Here is a 16,206-nt window from a genome sequence, read left to right as displayed (position 1 = left end):
GCTAATTGCGCACGGCGTAAAGGGGCGTTCGCAGCGTCAGCTGGTAGGCCGGTTTCGGCGTCCACGCGATCTGTGCGGTGATGCCGAACAGGCGGTTATCGTTGTCGTCCATGCGATCGAGGTCGAGGCGCAGGGTCGGCTGGGTGAAGGACGCCGCCAGCGTCCGCCCCCCGAGCTGCGCGCCGCCGAAAGACTGCATGCCGACGCGCCCGGTGAACTTCCAGTTGCTTGGCCATTGATAATAACCGCCGGCATAGAGGATCGTGTTCGTTCCGATGCTGGCGAACGGGCTGGCGATGCTGGTCTTGGTGTATTGCATGCCGGCCAGCCAGCCCCGTGTCTCGTCCTCGTCGAGCGCGTAGTCGAATTCCAGGATGTTGTTCAAGGAATTCGTCATGCCCTGCTCGTTCGGCACCGACTGCGTCAGGGTCGACTGCAGCCTGATGGTCGGATCTTCCCGCCGTTCTGCTGGTAGAGATCGGCCTGCACGCCGATGTTCCAGCTCGTGATGTCGAACGCCGACCAGCCGCCGCCGACGTCAATGGTCGAGCCCGACACGCCGCCATAAAGCGAGACGCGGTCGCTGACGTCGACGGTCAGCGGCAGGTCGACGGCGATGGATTTTGCCGCCGGCGAGCCGTTTGGCAGCGTTGCGCCTCCACGCACCGCCAGGGCTTCGAGCGCGGCCGATACCGAGGTGTTGCCGAAGCCGAGCCCGAGCGCGCCCGCCGGGGTCCTCGCATAGATTGTGCGCAAATCGAGGTAGATGTTCGGGACACGTGGCTTTGCGGGCTCGTCGTCCTCATCGTCGGCCGCGAAGGCTCCGCCGGCCGAGATCGCCAGACAAAGCAGTCCCGTCGCGGTAACGCGCAAAACCGAACGACGAGATTGGCTGCGAAGGGGCACGTGACGATCCGGCGCATGGCGATTTGACGGCGAAACCGGTGCTAGATGGAACGTGATCGCTCGTGCGGTCAAGCGCTCTTCGCAAGCGATGGACGGCATGGACGTGTGCGGTTACCCTGCCGTGATCGCACCGACACACTCGCCAGCCACAGTGCAGGCCGAACAATGGAGGACGACAGCCATGAACACGTCACGCCGCATCCTGCTCGCCGGAATGGCGGGGCTCGCCGTTGCTCCCACCGCTGCTGCCGCCGCTGCACCATCGGCAGAACCCGGCGACGTGACCGTAGCCGAAGAACGCTTTGCGCGCACGATTGCGGCCGCGCATGCCCCCGATATTATCTGCGCGCGGCAGGCCGAACGCTATGCGGACGCGCACTGGCCGGAGTATGTCGCGGCAGCGCGCGCGGTCATTGGCTCGAGGGCATGACGCTGCTTTCTTCCCTCTTCACCGCCCTGCGCACCTGCTCGCCGATCTGCGACAGCACGAGCTGAGCCTGTGGCAAGATCGCGCCCATGGCGTGGAAATTGTGGACCATGCCGTCGTGGCAGACATGCTCGACGGCGACGCCCGCGGCGAGCAGCTTGCGGGCATAGGCATTGCCCTCGTCGCGCATCGGGTCGTACTCGGCAGTGTGGATGATCGCGGGCGGCAGGCCCGAGAGCCGTGTCGCGCGCAACGGAGAGACACGCGGATGGGCGGTGTCGATGCCGTCAGGCAGATAGTCGGAAAGATCGGCTTCGATCGTGGCACGATCGATCAGGTGGCCCTCCGCAAAGGCCTCGCGCGAGGGCGAGGTCTCCTCGAAATCCAGCACCGGGCAGATCAGGCATTGCGCCACGATGGAGAGGCCGGCGTTTTGCAAAGCCTGCTGGCACACGATCGCCGCCAATGTGGCGCCGGCGGAATCGCCGCCGACAACCAGCCGTTCGGCGTCGATGCCCAGGGAGCGCGCCTCGCGCGCGACCCATTCGGTCGCGGCGATCGCATCGTCCACGGCAGCGGGAAATTTGTGCTCGGGTGCGAGCCGATAGTCGACCGAGACCAGGCGGCAGCCGGTGGCATGCGCCAGCGCCGCCGCGATGCGGTCATGCGTGGCAATACTGCCGGCGACGAGGCCGCCGCCATGGAAGAACACGAAGCCCGGTGCGAGCTCCCCAGCGCTTGCCGGCGTGTAGAGGCGATAGGGCAGCTCGCCGCCCGCACCGGTCAGCATGCCGTCCGAGGTCGTCACATCCGGCGCCTCGGCGCGCGCGAACTGCATCAGCTTTGCCAGCGATTGCCGTCGCGCCTCCACGCTGGGCCGGCTCCGCGCCTGCGGCGCAGCCGCCGCCAACATGGTCAACAAACGCTTTGCGAGCGGATCGAGCGGCATGGGGACACTCCGTGACTGCCGGACATTATAGCCGGTTTGCGCGGTCCTAACCTCCCTGAAGGCAGAGGGTGCCCAAATCCCGCAGCAAATCGTTTAGAAATTGCGGCAATAGTGCCCGGATATTCTCAGGGGAGGCCGGTCATGGCCGAGATCAAAAAACCCATCGACTATTCGCCGAGCTGGACCTTCTTCGAGGGCAAATGGCACGACGGCAATGTGCCGATCATGGGCCCGCGCACGCATGCGGCCTGGCTCGGCTCGATCGTGTTCGACGGCGCGCGCGCGTTCGAGGGCGTTGCACCCGATCTCGACCGTCACGTCGCTCGCGCCAATCAATCCGCGATCAATTTCGGCCTGAAGCCGGTGGTCGATACCGATACCTGGCTCGCGCTCGCCAACGAAGGCATCGCGCGCTTTGCCGCGAATGCCGAGCTCTATATCCGTCCGATGTACTGGGCGCAGAACGGGAGCGGCGGCGGCGTGCTGTTCGACCCCGAGACCACCAATTGGTGCCTGTGCATCTACGAGGCGCCGATGCCAAAGCCTGTCGGCAACGCCATCACGTTGTCGCCGTTCCGCAGGCCCACCGCCGAATGCGCGCCGGTCGAGGCCAAGGCGGCTTGCCTCTATCCGAACAATTCGCGTGCGCTCGCGGAAGCTGCTTCGCGCGGCTTCCAGAACGCGCTGATGCTCGACATGCTCGGCAACGTCGCCGAGTTCGGCAATTCCAACGTGTTCATGGCCAAGGACGGCGTGGTCTTCACGCCGGTGCCGAACGGCACCTTCCTCAACGGCATCACGCGCCAGCGCGTCATCAGCCTGCTTCGCGGCGACGGCGTCACCGTGGTCGAGAAGACGCTGCGCTATGCCGATTTCCTGGCCGCCGACGAGATCTTTTCAACCGGCAATTTCGCCAAGGTCGCGCCCGTGATTCGCATCGACGAGCGCGAGCTGAAGCCGGGCCCGTTCTACACGAAAGCGCGAATGCTCTATTGGGACTTTGCGCATGCGGTGAAGCTGGCGGCGTAGGAGGCTGTCCCTCCGTCATTTGCGAGCGCAGCGAGGCAATCCAGGAGTTTCCCGCGGCGGTAGTCTGGATTGCTTCGCTGCGCTCGCAATGACGAGTTTGTGGATCGTGCGGCGCCGCTCACGAGCCGCGCCTGCGAAACCGGCTGAACTGAAACGCCTGCGTCGAATCCCACGGCGTGTGATGCGTCTCGCGCCGCGTCTCGACCAGCTCGAACTCCGGCCCAAGCTCCGCTGCAAGGCTGGCACTGTCGTGGCGCTGCACCGGCAGGCCGCTGCATTTCTCGGGACCATCAGGTGCAAACGTCGCAATGATGACGTGACCGCCAGGCGCAATTGCCGACCGCAGGCGCTCGACGTAAGCGGCCCTGTCGCGGAGATCGGTCAGGAAGTGAAACGCGGCGCGATCGTGCCAGACGTCGTAGGTCTTCGCCGGTTGCCACGTCGTGGCATCGGCGACGATCCAGTCGACCATCGAAGCGGCTCCGCCCAATCGCTTCTTCGCCGCGTCAAACGCTTTGGCAGAAAGGTCCAGCACGGTGACGTCGCGATATCCGTCCTGCAACAGCGCATCGACCAACCGTGATGCTCCGCCGCCGACATCGATGATGGCTGCGTCATGGTTGGGGCCGGCAGCGCGGATCATCTCGAGCGAGATCGCCGGGCTGTCCTGAAACCAGCTGACCTCGGCCTCGCCCTTGGTGGCGTAGACGTGGTCCCAATGGGTGCTTCGCTCAGACATAGCTCGCGCTTCCGTGCGCGGGCGGCGCGAATAAAAGACTACTCGTCCTTCTTCGACATCCGCTCGAGACGATCCTGCATTTCCTTCATCTGCTGGCGCAGCTCGTCGATATTGCTGTCCTTCGGTGCCTCGGCATTCGCATCGGGCTCCGGCTCGGGAGTGGCGGCCGGACGGGGCGCTGCGAACGGCTTGAACATCGAGAAGGTCTGCTGGAACAGCTCCATGTTGCGGCGGACTTGCTCCTCCAGCGGAGCAAAAGGAGTGCCGGACAGCGTGTTGGCAATCTGCTTGCGGAACTTCTCTTGCTCCTGGGTCAGAGTCGCGATCGACTGCTCCAGATATTTCGGCACCACCATCTGCATGCTGTCGCCATAGAAGCGGATCAGCTGGCGGAGGAAGGTGGTCGGCAGCAGGTTCTGGCCGGCCTTGTTCTCCTGCTCGAAAATGATCTGGGCGAGCACAGAGCGGGTGATGTCGTCGCCGGTCTTGGCGTCATAGACCAGGAAATCCTCTCCGTCCTTGACCATGGCGGCGAGGTCTTCCAGCGTTACATAGGTACTCGTCCCGGTGTTATAGAGCCGGCGGTTCGCGTATTTCTTGATTGTGGTGGGTTGGTCTGATTTCGCCATGGGCTCTCACTTGCAAGCGCGGAGAACGGGAACCTGTCGGGCAATGCCGCAGGGCGGGAAGAGTACGCAACGCAACAAAATAAGCATTTTCAAAGGGCTCACGCTACCGTTTTGTGCGGCACGGTTAATTGCAGGGCAAAATCTTGCTTGCGAAAGCGCCAAGAACGCTGTTTTGAATGCGCTGCGGTATGAATTCGGTGCCCGGCCGATTGACATGCCTCAACGACGTTAACAGGATGGCTGACAGACTGGCGATTGCTTTTCCAGCCCGCCTGCCCCCTTTACAAGAACCTCAAGCCCCAGGAGATGCCCATGTCAGACGATGTCGTCATCGTCAGCGCCGCCCGCACCCCGGTCGGAAGCTTCAACGGAGCCTTCGCGACCCTTCCCGCCCACGATCTCGGCGCCGTCGCCATCAAGGCCGCGCTGGAGCGCGCGGGCATCGAGCCCGGCCGGGTCTCCGAAGTCATCATGGGTCAGATCCTGACCGCCGCCCAGGGCCAGAACCCCGCCCGCCAGGCTTCGATCGCCGCCGGAATTCCGGTGGAGAGCCCGGCCTGGGGCGTCAACCAGCTTTGCGGCTCGGGCCTGCGCACGGTCGCGCTCGGCTACCAGGCGCTGCTCAACGGCGATTCCGAGATCGTGGTCGCCGGCGGTCAGGAGTCCATGAGCATGGCCCCGCACGCCCAGCACCTGCGCGGTGGCGTCAAGATGGGCGGTCTCGAATTGGTCGACACCATGATCAAGGACGGCCTGTGGGATGCCTTCAACGGCTATCACATGGGCAACACCGCCGAGAACGTCGCGCGCCAATGGCAGATCACCCGCGCCCAGCAGGACGAGTTCGCGGTCGCCTCGCAGCAGAAGGCCGAGGCCGCGCAGAAGGCCGGCAAGTTCAACGACGAGATCGTTCCCGTCACCATCAAGACCCGCAAGGGCGACGTCGTCGTCAGCGCCGACGAATATCCGCGCCACGGCGCCACGCTGGAGGCGATGGCGAAGCTCAAGCCGGCTTTCGAGAAGGACGGCACGGTCACCGCGGGCTCGGCCTCCGGCATCAATGACGGCGCTGCCGCCGTGGTGCTGATGACGGCCAAGCAGGCGGCCAAGGAAGGCAAGAAGCCGCTCGCGCGCATCGTGTCTTGGGCGCAGGCCGGCGTCGATCCGAAGATCATGGGCTCGGGCCCGATCCCGGCCTCGCGCGCCGCGCTGAAGAAGGCCGGCTGGAATGTCGGCGATCTCGACCTGGTCGAGGCCAACGAGGCCTTTGCGGCACAGGCCTGCGCCGTCAACAAGGACCTCGGCTGGGATACCTCGAAGGTCAACGTCAACGGCGGCGCGATCGCGATCGGCCATCCGGTCGGCGCGTCCGGCGCACGCGTGCTGGTGACGCTGCTGCACGAAATGCAGAAGCGCGATTCGAAGAAGGGCCTGGCCACGCTGTGCATCGGCGGCGGCATGGGCATCGCCATGTGTGTGGCGCGCGACTGACGACGACCCGACACGCAGCTGACGCGTGCGCCGCACACGTCAGCGCGTGCGTTGCACGCGACTAAAAAGGCAGCGGTTGCAAATCAAATATTCTTCGCAACCACGCAAGCCTCGACTAAAGAGAAACGCCCGGCTCGCGCCGGGCGTTTTGTTCTTGATGTCCGTCAAACGTCCCGCATAATCCGCTGTTAAAAACGATCACGTCAGAAACGTCTGAAGAGTCCAAGGGAAGGAATACGACATGGCACGTGTTGCACTGGTGACGGGTGGTACGCGAGGCATCGGAGCGGCGATCAGCAAGGCGCTGAAGGCGGCCGGCTACAAGGTCGCGGCAAGCTATGCCGGGAACGATGCGGCGGCGGAGAAATTCAAGGCCGAGACCGGCATCGCCGTCTACAAATGGGACGTCAGCAGTTTCGACGCCTGCGCCGAGGGCGTGAAGAAGGTCGAGGCCGATCTCGGGCCGATCGAGGTGCTCGTCAACAATGCCGGCATCACCCGCGACACCGCCTTCCACAAGATGACGCTTGAGCAGTGGAACGCGGTCATCAACACCAATCTCGGCTCGCTGTTCAACATGACGCGCCAAGTCATCGAGGGCATGCGCGCGCGCAAGTTCGGCCGCATCATCTCGATCTCGTCGATCAACGGCCAGAAGGGGCAGTTCGGCCAGGTCAACTATTCCGCCGCGAAAGCCGGTGACATCGGCTTCACCAAGGCGCTCGCGCTCGAGAACGCCAAGGGCGGCATCACCGTCAATGCGATCTGCCCCGGCTACATCAACACCGAAATGGTGCAGGCGGTGCCGAAGGACGTGCTGGAGAAGAGCGTGATCCCGCAGATCCCGGCCAGCCGGCTCGGCGAGCCCGAGGAGATTGCGCGCGCGGTCGTGTTCCTCGCGGCCGACGAGTCCGGCTTCATCACCGGCTCGACGCTGACGGTCAACGGCGGCCAGTACATGGTGTGATGCGATCGCATCACGTGGGCTGATATTCGCAACATCGTCATGCCCGGGCTTGTCCCGGGCATCATGCCCTGTCATTCGGGGGCGCCGCGACAGCGGCGAACTATGGTGCGCAATTGCGCACCTGAGAATCTCGAGATTCCGGGTCTGGCGCTATGCGCCATCCCGGAATGACAAGGGCTCCCTCGAATGACTCCCCGCACTGCCACGCTGATCGGATTGACCGCGATCCTGATGTGGTCGCTGCTCTCAGTGATGACGGTGGCGACGGGAAAGATCCCGGCGTTTCAGCTCGCTGCGATGACCTTCGCGATTGGCGGTGTCGTCGGCCTGCTCACCTGGATCGGGCGGAGCGGGGCGGCGAAAAGCCTTAAGCAGCCGCTCGTGGTCTGGGTCGTCGGCGTCGGTGGCCTGTTCGGCTATCACGCGCTGTATTTTCTCGCGCTGCGCTTCGCCCCGCCGGCCGAAGCCGGCCTTCTGAATTATCTGTGGCCGCTATTGATCGTGCTGTTCTCGTCATTCCTGCCCGGTGAGCGGCTGGCCGCGCATCACATCATCGGCGCCGTGCTCGGCCTCGTCGGCACCGTGCTGCTGTTCGCCGGCAACACCTCCGGCTTCGCGCCGGGCGCGGTGCCGGGATTGATCGCGGCCTTCATCGCCGCTTTCGTCTGGGCAAGCTATTCGGTGCTATCCCGTCGATTGAAGGCGGTGCCGACCGATGCCGTCGCGGGCTTCTGTCTCGCCACGGCCATACTGGCCGCGCTGATGCATGGCCTGCTTGAAACCACGGTCTGGCCGGAGACCACGGTGCAATGGCTCTCGGTCATCGCACTCGGCATCGGCCCCGTCGGTGCCGCGTTCTACGCCTGGGACATCGGCATGAAGCGCGGCGACATCCGCGTGCTCGGCGCCGCCTCCTACGCGACGCCGCTGCTCTCGACCGGATTCCTCATCGCTGCCGGTTTTGCCAAGGCCAGCACCAACATCGCGATTGCTGCGATCCTGATTGCCGGCGGCGGCCTGATCGCGGCGAAGGACATGGTGCTGCGGAAGAGGTGAAGATCACTACGGTTCCCAGCCCGCCGGCGCGAGCTCGAAGCCTGCGAACTCGAACGCGGGCGCCACGGTGCAGCCGACCAGCGTCCATTCGCCCGTGGTTTCCGCCATCTGCCAGGCATTCGCCGGCACGATGGCCTGCGGCCGCTCGCCGCTGACGAGGTCGGTGCCGAGCCGTACCTCGTGCTGCGAGCAGCCGTCATGGGCGATGCGCAGCATCAAGGGACTGCCGGCGTAATAGTGCCAGGTCTCGACCGCATCGACGCGATGCCAGTGCGAACGCTCGCCGCGCGCGAGCAGGAAGTAGATCAGGGTCGAGCGCGAACGCCCGTTGGCGTCCGTGGCTTGATCGCGAAACGTTTCGCGGTAATGCCCGCCTTCGGGATGCGGCCGGAGTTCGAGGCGCGCGATGATCTCGGCTGCGGTCGGCATCGATGCCCGCCAGGATTTGTTCTTCAGGACTTGTTCTTGCGCTCGCGGAGTTCGCCGAACACTGCGGCGGGATCCGCGCCCTTCATGTGCAGCTTGGCCGCGACCGCCGGCTCATCGGCGCGCAGGAACACGTTTGCGCGCTTCTCGTCACCCAGCAGCGAGGGAATGGTCGGCTTGTTCTCGGCCCGGAGCTTCGTCACCTCCGCGGCGCGCGCCTGCAGCGCCGCATTGTCCGGCTCGATGGTGAGAGCGAACTTGACGTTGGACGCCGTGTATTCGTGGCCGCAATAGAGCTTGAAGTCGTCGGGCAGGGCGCGCAGCTTCAGGAGCGAATCCCACATCATCGGATAGGTGCCCTCGAAGACGCGGCCGCATCCGATCGAGAACAGCGTATCGGCGGCGAACACCGCCTTCTCATTGTCGAACACGTAGGAGATATGGTCGAGCGTGTGGCCGGGCGTCTCCACGACACGCGCCAGCAAATTGCCGATCTTGATCACGTCGGCGTTGGCGACGCGCAGGTCGACATTCGCAATCTTCGTCGTCTTGTCGTGCGGTGCGACGACGCGGCAATTGTATCTCTGCTTGAGTTCGGCAACCCCCCCGACATGATCGCCATGATGATGGGTGATCAGGATGTCGGTCAGCTGCCAGCTCTCGCGCTCCAGGGCCTCGAGGATGGGACCGGCCTCCGGCGCGTCGATCGATGCCGTCGCTTTGGTTTCCACATCGTGGATCAGATAACCGAAATTGTCGTTTAAACAGGTGAAAGTACGAATTTCGGCGGCCATGTCATCTCCATCGCGCCCAGCCCCGGCAGACAAATATGGCGTTAACGTTGCGCAGGCAATGCAATATTCCGCGCGCAGCGGCGCCCTCGCGCATGTTACATTGCCGTCATGACCATCGACGTCGTCGACCTCCGCGAGTTCTACTCCCGCCGCCTCGGGATCGTGGCGCGGCAAATGATCAATCGCGGCATCAGGGAACGCTGGCCCAACGCCGCGGGCCAGCGCGTGCTCGGCATCGGCTATCCGACGCCCTATCTGGGGTTGTTCCGCGAGGACGCCGAGCGGTGCATCGCCTTCATGCCGGCGGCCCAGGGCGTCCTGAAATGGCCGACGGGCCGGCCGGCGCTGGCCTCGTTGGTGGATGAGTTCTCGCTGCCGCTTCCTGACGCTGCCGTCGACCGCATCCTGCTGGTCCACGCGCTGGAGATGTCGGACGATCCGGCTGCGCTGCTGCGCGAAGTGTGGCGGGTGCTGGCGCCCTCGGGGCGCGTCATCGCCGTGATCCCGAACCGGCGGGGGGTTTGGACCCGCACCGACAGCACGCCGTTCGGCCACGGCCGGCCCTATTCGCGCTCGCAGATCACCGAGCTCTTGCGCCAGACCTGGTTCACGCCGACCGCCTGGGGCGAGGCACTGTTCATGCCGCCTTATGCCGGCGGCTGGGTGTTGAAATCGGCGCAGATGTGGGAGCGTGCCGGTGCGGCGTTGTCGCTGCCCTTTGCCGGCGTCCATATCGTGGAGGCGACCAAGCAGGTCTACCGCGCGATCCCCGCCAAGCGCGAGCGCGTACGGCTCATTCCCTCGCTCGCGAAGCCGGTGCTGGTGCCGTCCTCGACGACGGTGACGCGGAGTTAGCTTCACCTCTCCTTACGGGCCTGACGGGACGGGTGATCCGTGCCCGTGCGTTCCCATAAATTCAACCAACGCACATCGTCACAAACAAATCGTCCCGGCGAGGCCGGGACGATCCAGATCAGAAAATCAGAAGGAGCTTACTCGCCCGGGGCGACCTCGTCGCTGGACGCGGCGGGAGCCGCTTCGCGCTCGGGACGCGGCCCATGCGGCCGGCGCCGCCGGCGCGGATAGCGCTCGCCGCCACCGCCGCCCTCGAAGCCGCCCTGGCCGCCGTTCACCTGCGGCTGCGCGCCGGTGATGAAGGACGGCAGGCGGTCGACACCGCCGGCATCGGCGATGACGGGCTGCGGCTGGTTCGCGGGCTGCGGCTGCGGCTGATATTGCGGCTGCGGACGATGGTCGCGTTCGCGGTGCTCGCGCGGCTGCTGGTTGTCACGCTGGTAGGGCTGCTGGTTGTCTCGCGGCTGGTGATCACGCTGGTGGTGATCGCGCTGCCCATCGCGGTCGCGCATGAAGGGCTGCTGCTGGGGCTGCGGGACGAAACCCGGCTCCTGGCCGAAGGCCGAGAAATTCTCGCCGTCGTCCTCGCCGTCGTCGCTGCTGCTGATGGGCTCATCGCCGCGCGGTTGCTGGTTCTGGCGGAACTGCTCCTGGGCCGCCGCGATCAGGCGGAAATAATGCTCGGCGTGCTGGTAGTAGTTCTCGGCTGCAACGGGGTCGCCGGAAGAGCGCGCGTCACGCGCAAGCTGGAGATACTTTTCGGCGATGTGCGAAGCGGTGCCGCGAATCTTGATGTCGGGTCCGTTGGATTCGTAGACCCGGGTCATCGGGTTCTGGCCGCGTCGGTTGTTGTTATTGTTGTTGCGGTTGCGCATCCGCTGCTTGTTTTGACCGTTTCTCATGTCCTGCCTTTAATTCCAGCCCTAAAGATTGCACGCATACTGATTGCTAGGAGTGACCTGGTGCCAGCGGCTCACACCTGTCGCGCGCACCGCGCGCAAAAGCGGATCGAACCCTGCCGATGTTCGTCGACCGTCGCGTTCAACAAAGACGCGTTCCCCACTCGCCAGCATACATTGCCAGCGAACCCATTCATTTCGCTTGCCGAAACAAGCCCAGCTTTCTTGCGTCAGTCTTCAAGCGCAATATCTGGCTTTCGTTCACGTTGCGGTCGGAGAGCAGCGCAGCTCCACTGGCCATCGCGCTCAACAGGACCTGCGGCTTGGAACCTTTAAATCAGTAAAGCTCTCGCCCGAGAGCCCGGCTTTCGCCCGTAGGTCTACGGGGCCGGCACCGATGTGTTGAACGGAACGTAGTCGTTCCCAGGCGATATTCCAAGAGGTTTTTGCAGCCCAAACCGGCTTTTATGGGGGCATTTTTCGGGCCGAAACCGCCCGTGGAATGCCTGCCAAGTCGGCCTTGGGTGGCCTGTCCAGCGATAACGCGGCGCCCCTCATCAAGGTTTCAATATTTTGGGCCTGGCCCTGTCCGGCCTCGACGATCAGCGCCCCGCCGGGGGCGAGGCGCTCGGCCGCCTGCGGGATCAGGGCGCGGTAGGCGTCGTATCCGTCATTGCCGCCGTCGAGCGCCAGATGCGGATCATGCTCGCGCACCTCGATGCTCAATTTCGGAATCTCGCCCGAGGGAATATAGGGCGGGTTCGAGACCATGAGATCGAACGGGCCGCGGAGCGCCGCCGCATAGGAGCAGGCGACGAAGGCGGCGCGGTCGGCGAGGCCGAGCGCCGCGGCATTGTTGCTGGCCGTTTTGAGCGCGTTCAGGCTGAGGTCGGTGCCGACGCCGAAAGCATCCGGAATTTCGTGCAGCAGCGCGAGCAGGATCGCGCCCGATCCGGTGCCGATGTCGGCGATGCGGGGCGGATGGGACGCCTGCCGCTCGCGAAAGATTTCGAGCGCAAGCTCGACCACGGTTTCGGTGTCGGGCCGCGGAACCAGGGTTGCTTCCGACAGGCGGAAGGGCAGGCCCCAGAATTCGCGTGTCCCGAGGATGCGCGCCACAGGCTCGCCAGCGATGCGGCGCTGCGCATGCTGCGCCAGCCGCGATGCTTCGGCTGCGGTGAGAGGACGGGCCGCCTGCGTGGCCAGACCGGTGAGGTCGAGGCCGAGCGCCGCACTGATCAGGGTGCGGGCGTCGAGCTCGGCTTCGTCGAGCTGTGCCGATTTCAGCTGCGCAGCCAGCGTACGCCGGGCGCGCTCGATGGATTGTCCGGCGAAAGGGTTGCCCACGCTTCAGGCCGCCGCGCCCTGCGCAGCGAGCTGTGCGGCCTGGTGCTCTGTCGTCAGCGCGTCGATCAATTCGCCCAGCGCTTCACCCGCGATCACCTGCGGCAGCTTGTAGAGCGTCAGGTTGATGCGATGGTCGGTGACGCGCCCTTGCGGGAAATTATAGGTGCGGATGCGCTCGGAGCGGTCGCCGGAGCCCACCTTCTCCTTGCGCTCGGCCGAGCGTGCGGCGTCGACACGCTGGCGCTCGGCGTCGTAGATGCGTGAGCGCAGGATGTTCATGGCCGAGGCGCGGTTCTTGTGCTGCGAGCGGCTGTCCTGCATCATCACCACGATGCCGGTCGGGATGTGGGTGATGCGGATCGCCGATTCGGTCTTGTTGACGTGCTGACCGCCCGCGCCTTGCGCGCGCATGGTCTCGATCCGCAGATCCTCGTTCTTGATGTCGACGTCGACGTCTTCGACCTCCGGCAGCACGGCCACGGTCGCTGCCGAGGTGTGGATGCGCCCCTGCGTCTCGGTGTCGGGCACGCGCTGCACGCGGTGCACGCCGGATTCGAATTTCAGCTTCGAGAACGCGCCGCGGCCCTGCACCTCCGCGATGATTTCCTTGTAGCCGCCGACCGTGCCTTCGCTCGCCGAGATCACCTCGACCTTCCAGCCCTGCAAGGCCGCGAAGCGCTCGTACATCCGGAACAGGTCGCCGGCGAACAGCGAGGCCTCGTCGCCGCCGGTGCCGGCGCGGATTTCCAGCACCACGTTGCGGTCGTCCATGGCGTCCTTGGGCAAGAGCGCGACGCGGATCTTCTGGACCAGTTCCTCGATTCTGGGCGTCAGCTCGTCGCGCTCGGCTTCCGCCATGCTCCGCATCTCGGCATCGGTGGCGGGATCGGCGATCAGCGCCTCGGCGTCGGCGAGCTCCTTGACCGCGGAACGATAGGCTTTCACCGCCTCGACCAGCGGCGTGATCTCGGCGAGCTCGCGCGTGATCTGCACATATCGCTCGGAGGTGAGCTGCCCGAGCGATTCGGCCTCGAGCGAGGCGTGATGCGCGAGCAGGACGTCCAGTTTTGCTTCGGGGAGTGACGACATCGGTTCGGTCTCAAAGGGCGGAAGAAGGCGAGGCGGCAGGGAGCAGCGGCAGGTCCGCTACAACGCAAGGCCCTCGGCCTCCGCAAATTCCGTCAGCTTCTGCCGGATCGAGACGCTGCCCGCCGGCGCATCCAGCAGAGGGTTGAGTATGGCTTCGGCCTTCTTGGCGTCGAGGTCGAGCACCATCGCCTTGACCGGGCCGAGCGCAGTCGCCGAAAGCGACAGCGAGCGGTAGCCCAGCGCGATCAGCGCCAGCGCGCCGATCGGCTTGGACGCCATCTCGCCGCAGAGCGACAGCGACTTCTGCGCCGCGTGCGCCTTGCGTGCGATGTCGCGCAGCGCGCGCAGGATCGGCGCCGACATGGTGTCGAAGCGTTCGGACACCTTGGCATTGCCGCGGTCGACCGCGAACAGGAACTGGAACAGGTCGTTGGAACCGACTGAGATGAAATCGACCTTCTTCAGGAGCTCGTCGAGCTGATAGAGCAGAGCCGGCACCTCGACCATGGTGCCGATATCGATTCTTTCAGGCAGCGTGTGGCCGTGCTGGCGCAAGTAAGTGAGCTCGCGCTCGACCAGCGCCTTGGCTGCGTCGAATTCGGCGACCTCCGAGATCATCGGGAACATGATGCGCAGCGCGCGGCCGCCGCCGGCGCGCAGCAGCGCGCGGATCTGGCCGCGCAACAGGCCGGGGCGATCGAGCCCGAGCCGGATCGCGCGCCAGCCGAGCGCGGGATTTTCTTCGATCACCGCTTCCATATAGGGCAGCGCCTTGTCGCCGCCGATATCGAGGGTGCGGAACGTGACCGGCTTGCTGCCGGCGGCATCCAGAACGGTGCGATAGAGCGCGAGCTGGTCGCTGGTGCGCGGCAGGCTCTGGCCGACCATGAATTGCAGCTCGGTGCGGAACAGGCCGATGCCGGCGCTGCCGGTGTCCTCGATATGCGGCAGGTCGATGGCCAACCCTGCGTTGATCATCAGCTCGACCTTCTGGCCGTCCTTGGTGACGCAGGGCCGGTCGCGCAGCGCCAGATACTGTGCCTGGCGGCGGGCCCGGAAGCGCACGCGCTCGGCGAAGGCGGCCTCGATCTCCTGCGACGGGCGCACATAGATCGTGCCGGAGGTGCCGTCGACGATGATGGGGTCGCCGGGATCGGCGATGCCGGGGGCGTTCGGGACTTCGCCGACGGCGGGAATGCCGAGCGCACGTGCCACGATCGAGACGTGGGAATTGGCGGTGCCTTCCTCCAGCACGATGCCGCGCAGGCGCTTGCGGTCGTAATCGAGCAGCGCCGCCGGGCCCATGGCGCGGGCGATGACGATGGCGTTGTCGGGCAGTTGCTCGCGTGAAGGCGCATGATCCTGGCCGACGAGCTGTCGCATCAGGCGGTAGCCGAGATCCTCGAGATCGTGCAGGCGGTCGCGCAGATAGGGATCGGTCGAGCGCAGCATGCGCGCGCGGGTGTCGGACTGCACACGCTCGACGGCGGCCTCCGCCGTGAGGCCGGTGGCGACCGCCTCGTGCAGCTTGTGCGACCAGCCCTGGTCGTTGGCGAACATGCGGTAGGCTTCCAGCACGTCGCGATGCTCGCCGCCGTCGGCGACGTCGCCGCGCTCCAGCATGCGGTCGAGATCGGCGCGCAGCTTGGCCAGTGCGCTGTCGAGCCGCTTGATCTCCTTCGGCAGGTCCTCGGCGATGTAGTCCTTGATGACGACGCGCGGCTCGTGCAGCACGACGTGGCCGAGCGCGATGCCTTCCGAGAGGATGGCGCCGACCTTCTGCGCGGAATGGCGTGCGGCCGGCTCCAGGCCGGGCTTGGCGAGCGCCGACAGCTCGCCCGAGGCGATCAGCTCCGCCAGCACCATGGCGGTGGTTTGCAGCGCCTCGAGTTCCTCCTCGACATAGTTGCGCTTGGCGCGATTCTGCACCACCAGCACGCCGAGCGTGTTGCCGGCGCGCAGGATCGGCACGCCGAGGAAGGAGTGATAAATTTCTTCGCCGGTTTCGGGGCGGAACGAGAAGGCCGGGTGGCTCTGCGCATCGCTGAGGTTGAGCGGCGTCGCCTCGCTGGCGACGAGGCCGACGAGGCCCTCATGGGCGCTGAGCACGGTGTGGTGCACCGCCTCGCGGTTGAGGCCTTCAGTGGCGTAGAGCTCGAGCGTGTTGTCGACGCGCAGCACGTAGACCGAACACACCTCGGCCACCATGTTGGCGGCGATCAGCACCACGATCTTGTCCAGCCGCTCCTGGGCCGAGACCTGCTCCGCCATGGTTTCGCGGAGCCGTCTCAACAAGACGCGGGGACCTCCCGACGCGCTCCGCATGAACCGTCAATCTCCTCCGTCTGCCGGACCCGGCGATATCGGCCGGCGGCTGGCCCAAAATTCCAGAAAAACAACCAAATTGTTTGTCCGGCGCAGGCACAAGCCCAAAAATCTACTCGAGATTTGGCACTTGTACCGAATCAGCGCCGCCTGAACTGGGACACAGTCTGCGGCAGCCCACCCTGTCCGCCGTATAGCGAATTGAGGCTTGTTTTGCCAAGCAAAACGCCTGCCAAACGCGAAGGTGTGTACACCCCAGCGTTTGCTGCGACCGCTAA

At 65.3% G+C, this 16,206-nt stretch carries 15 protein-coding genes and 1 pseudogene; 6 read left to right on the top strand and 10 right to left on the bottom strand.

Annotated features, from left to right (window positions below; genetic code table 11):
• Position 1 precedes the first annotated feature (1 nt).
• Positions 2-873 (bottom strand): annotated as a pseudogene (locus tag P6U28_RS30310) (hypothetical protein).
• A 214-nt stretch (positions 874-1,087) separates the two neighbouring features.
• On the opposite strand from P6U28_RS30310, the gene P6U28_RS30305 reads away from it, so the two are divergent.
• Positions 1,088-1,336 carry a hypothetical protein gene (locus P6U28_RS30305; RefSeq protein WP_129144444.1) on the top strand — a complete coding sequence of 83 codons (249 nt, stop codon included), beginning with the start codon at positions 1,088-1,090 and terminating at the stop codon, positions 1,334-1,336.
• On the opposite strand, the gene P6U28_RS30300 is transcribed toward P6U28_RS30305, so the two are convergent.
• Positions 1,317-2,282, bottom strand: coding sequence for an alpha/beta hydrolase (locus P6U28_RS30300; protein ID WP_129144445.1), 966 nt, complete (start codon positions 2,280-2,282; stop codon positions 1,317-1,319). The two genes, P6U28_RS30305 and P6U28_RS30300, sit on opposite strands and share 20 nt — an antisense overlap.
• A gap of 141 nt (positions 2,283-2,423) precedes the next feature.
• Between P6U28_RS30300 and P6U28_RS30295 the strand changes: the two genes are divergently transcribed.
• Positions 2,424-3,311, top strand: a complete 888-nt coding sequence (locus tag P6U28_RS30295) for a branched-chain amino acid aminotransferase (RefSeq protein ID WP_129144446.1) — start codon at positions 2,424-2,426, stop codon at positions 3,309-3,311.
• 118 nt (positions 3,312-3,429) lie between these two features.
• On the opposite strand, the gene P6U28_RS30290 is transcribed toward P6U28_RS30295, so the two are convergent.
• Together P6U28_RS30290 and phaR are read right to left on the bottom strand one after the other, a co-directional pair.
• Positions 3,430-4,050 (bottom strand): class I SAM-dependent methyltransferase, encoded by a 621-nt coding sequence (locus P6U28_RS30290; protein WP_407120396.1) that lies wholly within the window; start codon positions 4,048-4,050, stop codon positions 3,430-3,432.
• A 38-nt stretch (positions 4,051-4,088) separates the two neighbouring features.
• The gene (gene phaR, locus P6U28_RS30285; protein WP_122400524.1) at positions 4,089-4,679 is read right to left on the bottom strand and encodes a polyhydroxyalkanoate synthesis repressor PhaR; all 591 of its coding nucleotides are present in this window, start codon (positions 4,677-4,679) and stop codon (positions 4,089-4,091) included.
• 312 nt (positions 4,680-4,991) lie between these two features.
• Here phaR and P6U28_RS30280 point away from each other — a divergent pair, with 312 nt between their 5' ends.
• The 3 genes from P6U28_RS30280 to P6U28_RS30270 all read left to right on the top strand — a co-directional run bounded on the left by P6U28_RS30280 (position 4,992) and on the right by P6U28_RS30270 (position 8,193).
• Complete coding sequence (locus tag P6U28_RS30280; RefSeq protein WP_122400525.1) at positions 4,992-6,170, top strand: acetyl-CoA C-acetyltransferase; 1,179 nt, start codon at positions 4,992-4,994, stop codon at positions 6,168-6,170.
• A gap of 241 nt (positions 6,171-6,411) precedes the next feature.
• Positions 6,412-7,137, top strand: coding sequence for an acetoacetyl-CoA reductase (gene phbB / locus P6U28_RS30275; RefSeq protein ID WP_122400526.1), 726 nt, complete (start codon positions 6,412-6,414; stop codon positions 7,135-7,137).
• 186 nt (positions 7,138-7,323) lie between these two features.
• Positions 7,324-8,193: a DMT family transporter gene (locus P6U28_RS30270; protein ID WP_407120395.1), complete on the top strand. Its 870-nt coding sequence runs from the start codon at positions 7,324-7,326 to the stop codon at positions 8,191-8,193.
• A gap of 6 nt (positions 8,194-8,199) precedes the next feature.
• Here P6U28_RS30270 and P6U28_RS30265 read toward each other — a convergent pair whose 3' ends face one another.
• A complete protein-coding gene (locus P6U28_RS30265) occupies positions 8,200-8,622 on the bottom strand; it encodes a cupin domain-containing protein (RefSeq protein WP_027577422.1) in 423 nt (140 codons plus the stop codon).
• A 23-nt stretch (positions 8,623-8,645) separates the two neighbouring features.
• Positions 8,646-9,413: a hydroxyacylglutathione hydrolase gene (gene gloB / locus P6U28_RS30260; protein WP_407120394.1), complete on the bottom strand. Its 768-nt coding sequence runs from the start codon at positions 9,411-9,413 to the stop codon at positions 8,646-8,648.
• Between the two features lie 108 nt (positions 9,414-9,521).
• Between gloB and P6U28_RS30255 the strand changes: the two genes are divergently transcribed.
• Positions 9,522-10,268 (top strand): class I SAM-dependent methyltransferase, encoded by a 747-nt coding sequence (locus P6U28_RS30255; protein WP_122400528.1) that lies wholly within the window; start codon positions 9,522-9,524, stop codon positions 10,266-10,268.
• A 137-nt stretch (positions 10,269-10,405) separates the two neighbouring features.
• Here P6U28_RS30255 and P6U28_RS30250 read toward each other — a convergent pair whose 3' ends face one another.
• The 4 genes from P6U28_RS30250 to ptsP all read right to left on the bottom strand — a co-directional run bounded on the left by P6U28_RS30250 (position 10,406) and on the right by ptsP (position 15,928).
• Positions 10,406-11,170: a DUF4167 domain-containing protein gene (locus P6U28_RS30250; RefSeq protein WP_122400529.1), complete on the bottom strand. Its 765-nt coding sequence runs from the start codon at positions 11,168-11,170 to the stop codon at positions 10,406-10,408.
• 462 nt (positions 11,171-11,632) lie between these two features.
• Positions 11,633-12,514 carry a peptide chain release factor N(5)-glutamine methyltransferase gene (gene prmC, locus P6U28_RS30245; RefSeq protein ID WP_407120393.1) on the bottom strand — a complete coding sequence of 294 codons (882 nt, stop codon included), beginning with the start codon at positions 12,512-12,514 and terminating at the stop codon, positions 11,633-11,635.
• 3 nt (positions 12,515-12,517) lie between these two features.
• Positions 12,518-13,603, bottom strand: coding sequence for a peptide chain release factor 1 (prfA, locus tag P6U28_RS30240; protein WP_122400531.1), 1,086 nt, complete (start codon positions 13,601-13,603; stop codon positions 12,518-12,520).
• Positions 13,604-13,660: 57 nt separating this feature from the next.
• Positions 13,661-15,928 carry a phosphoenolpyruvate--protein phosphotransferase gene (gene ptsP / locus P6U28_RS30235; protein WP_122400532.1) on the bottom strand — a complete coding sequence of 756 codons (2,268 nt, stop codon included), beginning with the start codon at positions 15,926-15,928 and terminating at the stop codon, positions 13,661-13,663.
• Positions 15,929-16,206 lie beyond the last annotated feature (278 nt).

It is taken from the genome of Bradyrhizobium sp. STM 3561 (assembly GCF_045571455.1).
GTDB classification, from domain to species: Bacteria; Pseudomonadota; Alphaproteobacteria; order Rhizobiales; family Xanthobacteraceae; genus Bradyrhizobium; species Bradyrhizobium vignae.
Note: the sequence above shows the minus strand (reverse complement) of the source record. Positions and strands in the feature narration are given on the sequence as shown.

Excerpts from the sequence above, each read along its gene's own strand:
- P6U28_RS30295 (WP_129144446.1), top strand. The coding sequence starts at position 2,424 with ATGGCCGAGATCAAAAAACCCATCGACTATTCGCCGAGCTGGACCTTC.
- phaR (WP_122400524.1), bottom strand. The coding sequence starts at position 4,679 with ATGGCGAAATCAGACCAACCCACCACAATCAAGAAATACGCGAACCGC.
- gloB (WP_407120394.1), bottom strand. The coding sequence starts at position 9,413 with ATGGCCGCCGAAATTCGTACTTTCACCTGTTTAAACGACAATTTCGGT.
- prfA (WP_122400531.1), bottom strand. The coding sequence starts at position 13,603 with ATGTCGTCACTCCCCGAAGCAAAACTGGACGTCCTGCTCGCGCATCAC.
- P6U28_RS30280 (WP_122400525.1), top strand. The coding sequence starts at position 4,992 with ATGTCAGACGATGTCGTCATCGTCAGCGCCGCCCGCACCCCGGTCGGA.
- P6U28_RS30300 (WP_129144445.1), bottom strand. The coding sequence starts at position 2,282 with ATGCCGCTCGATCCGCTCGCAAAGCGTTTGTTGACCATGTTGGCGGCG.
- P6U28_RS30250 (WP_122400529.1), bottom strand. The coding sequence starts at position 11,170 with ATGAGAAACGGTCAAAACAAGCAGCGGATGCGCAACCGCAACAACAAT.
- P6U28_RS30305 (WP_129144444.1), top strand. The coding sequence starts at position 1,088 with ATGAACACGTCACGCCGCATCCTGCTCGCCGGAATGGCGGGGCTCGCC.
- phbB (WP_122400526.1), top strand. The coding sequence starts at position 6,412 with ATGGCACGTGTTGCACTGGTGACGGGTGGTACGCGAGGCATCGGAGCG.
- P6U28_RS30265 (WP_027577422.1), bottom strand. The coding sequence starts at position 8,622 with ATGCCGACCGCAGCCGAGATCATCGCGCGCCTCGAACTCCGGCCGCAT.
- P6U28_RS30290 (WP_407120396.1), bottom strand. The coding sequence starts at position 4,050 with ATGTCTGAGCGAAGCACCCATTGGGACCACGTCTACGCCACCAAGGGC.
- P6U28_RS30255 (WP_122400528.1), top strand. The coding sequence starts at position 9,522 with ATGACCATCGACGTCGTCGACCTCCGCGAGTTCTACTCCCGCCGCCTC.
- ptsP (WP_122400532.1), bottom strand. The coding sequence starts at position 15,928 with ATGCGGAGCGCGTCGGGAGGTCCCCGCGTCTTGTTGAGACGGCTCCGC.
- P6U28_RS30270 (WP_407120395.1), top strand. The coding sequence starts at position 7,324 with ATGACTCCCCGCACTGCCACGCTGATCGGATTGACCGCGATCCTGATG.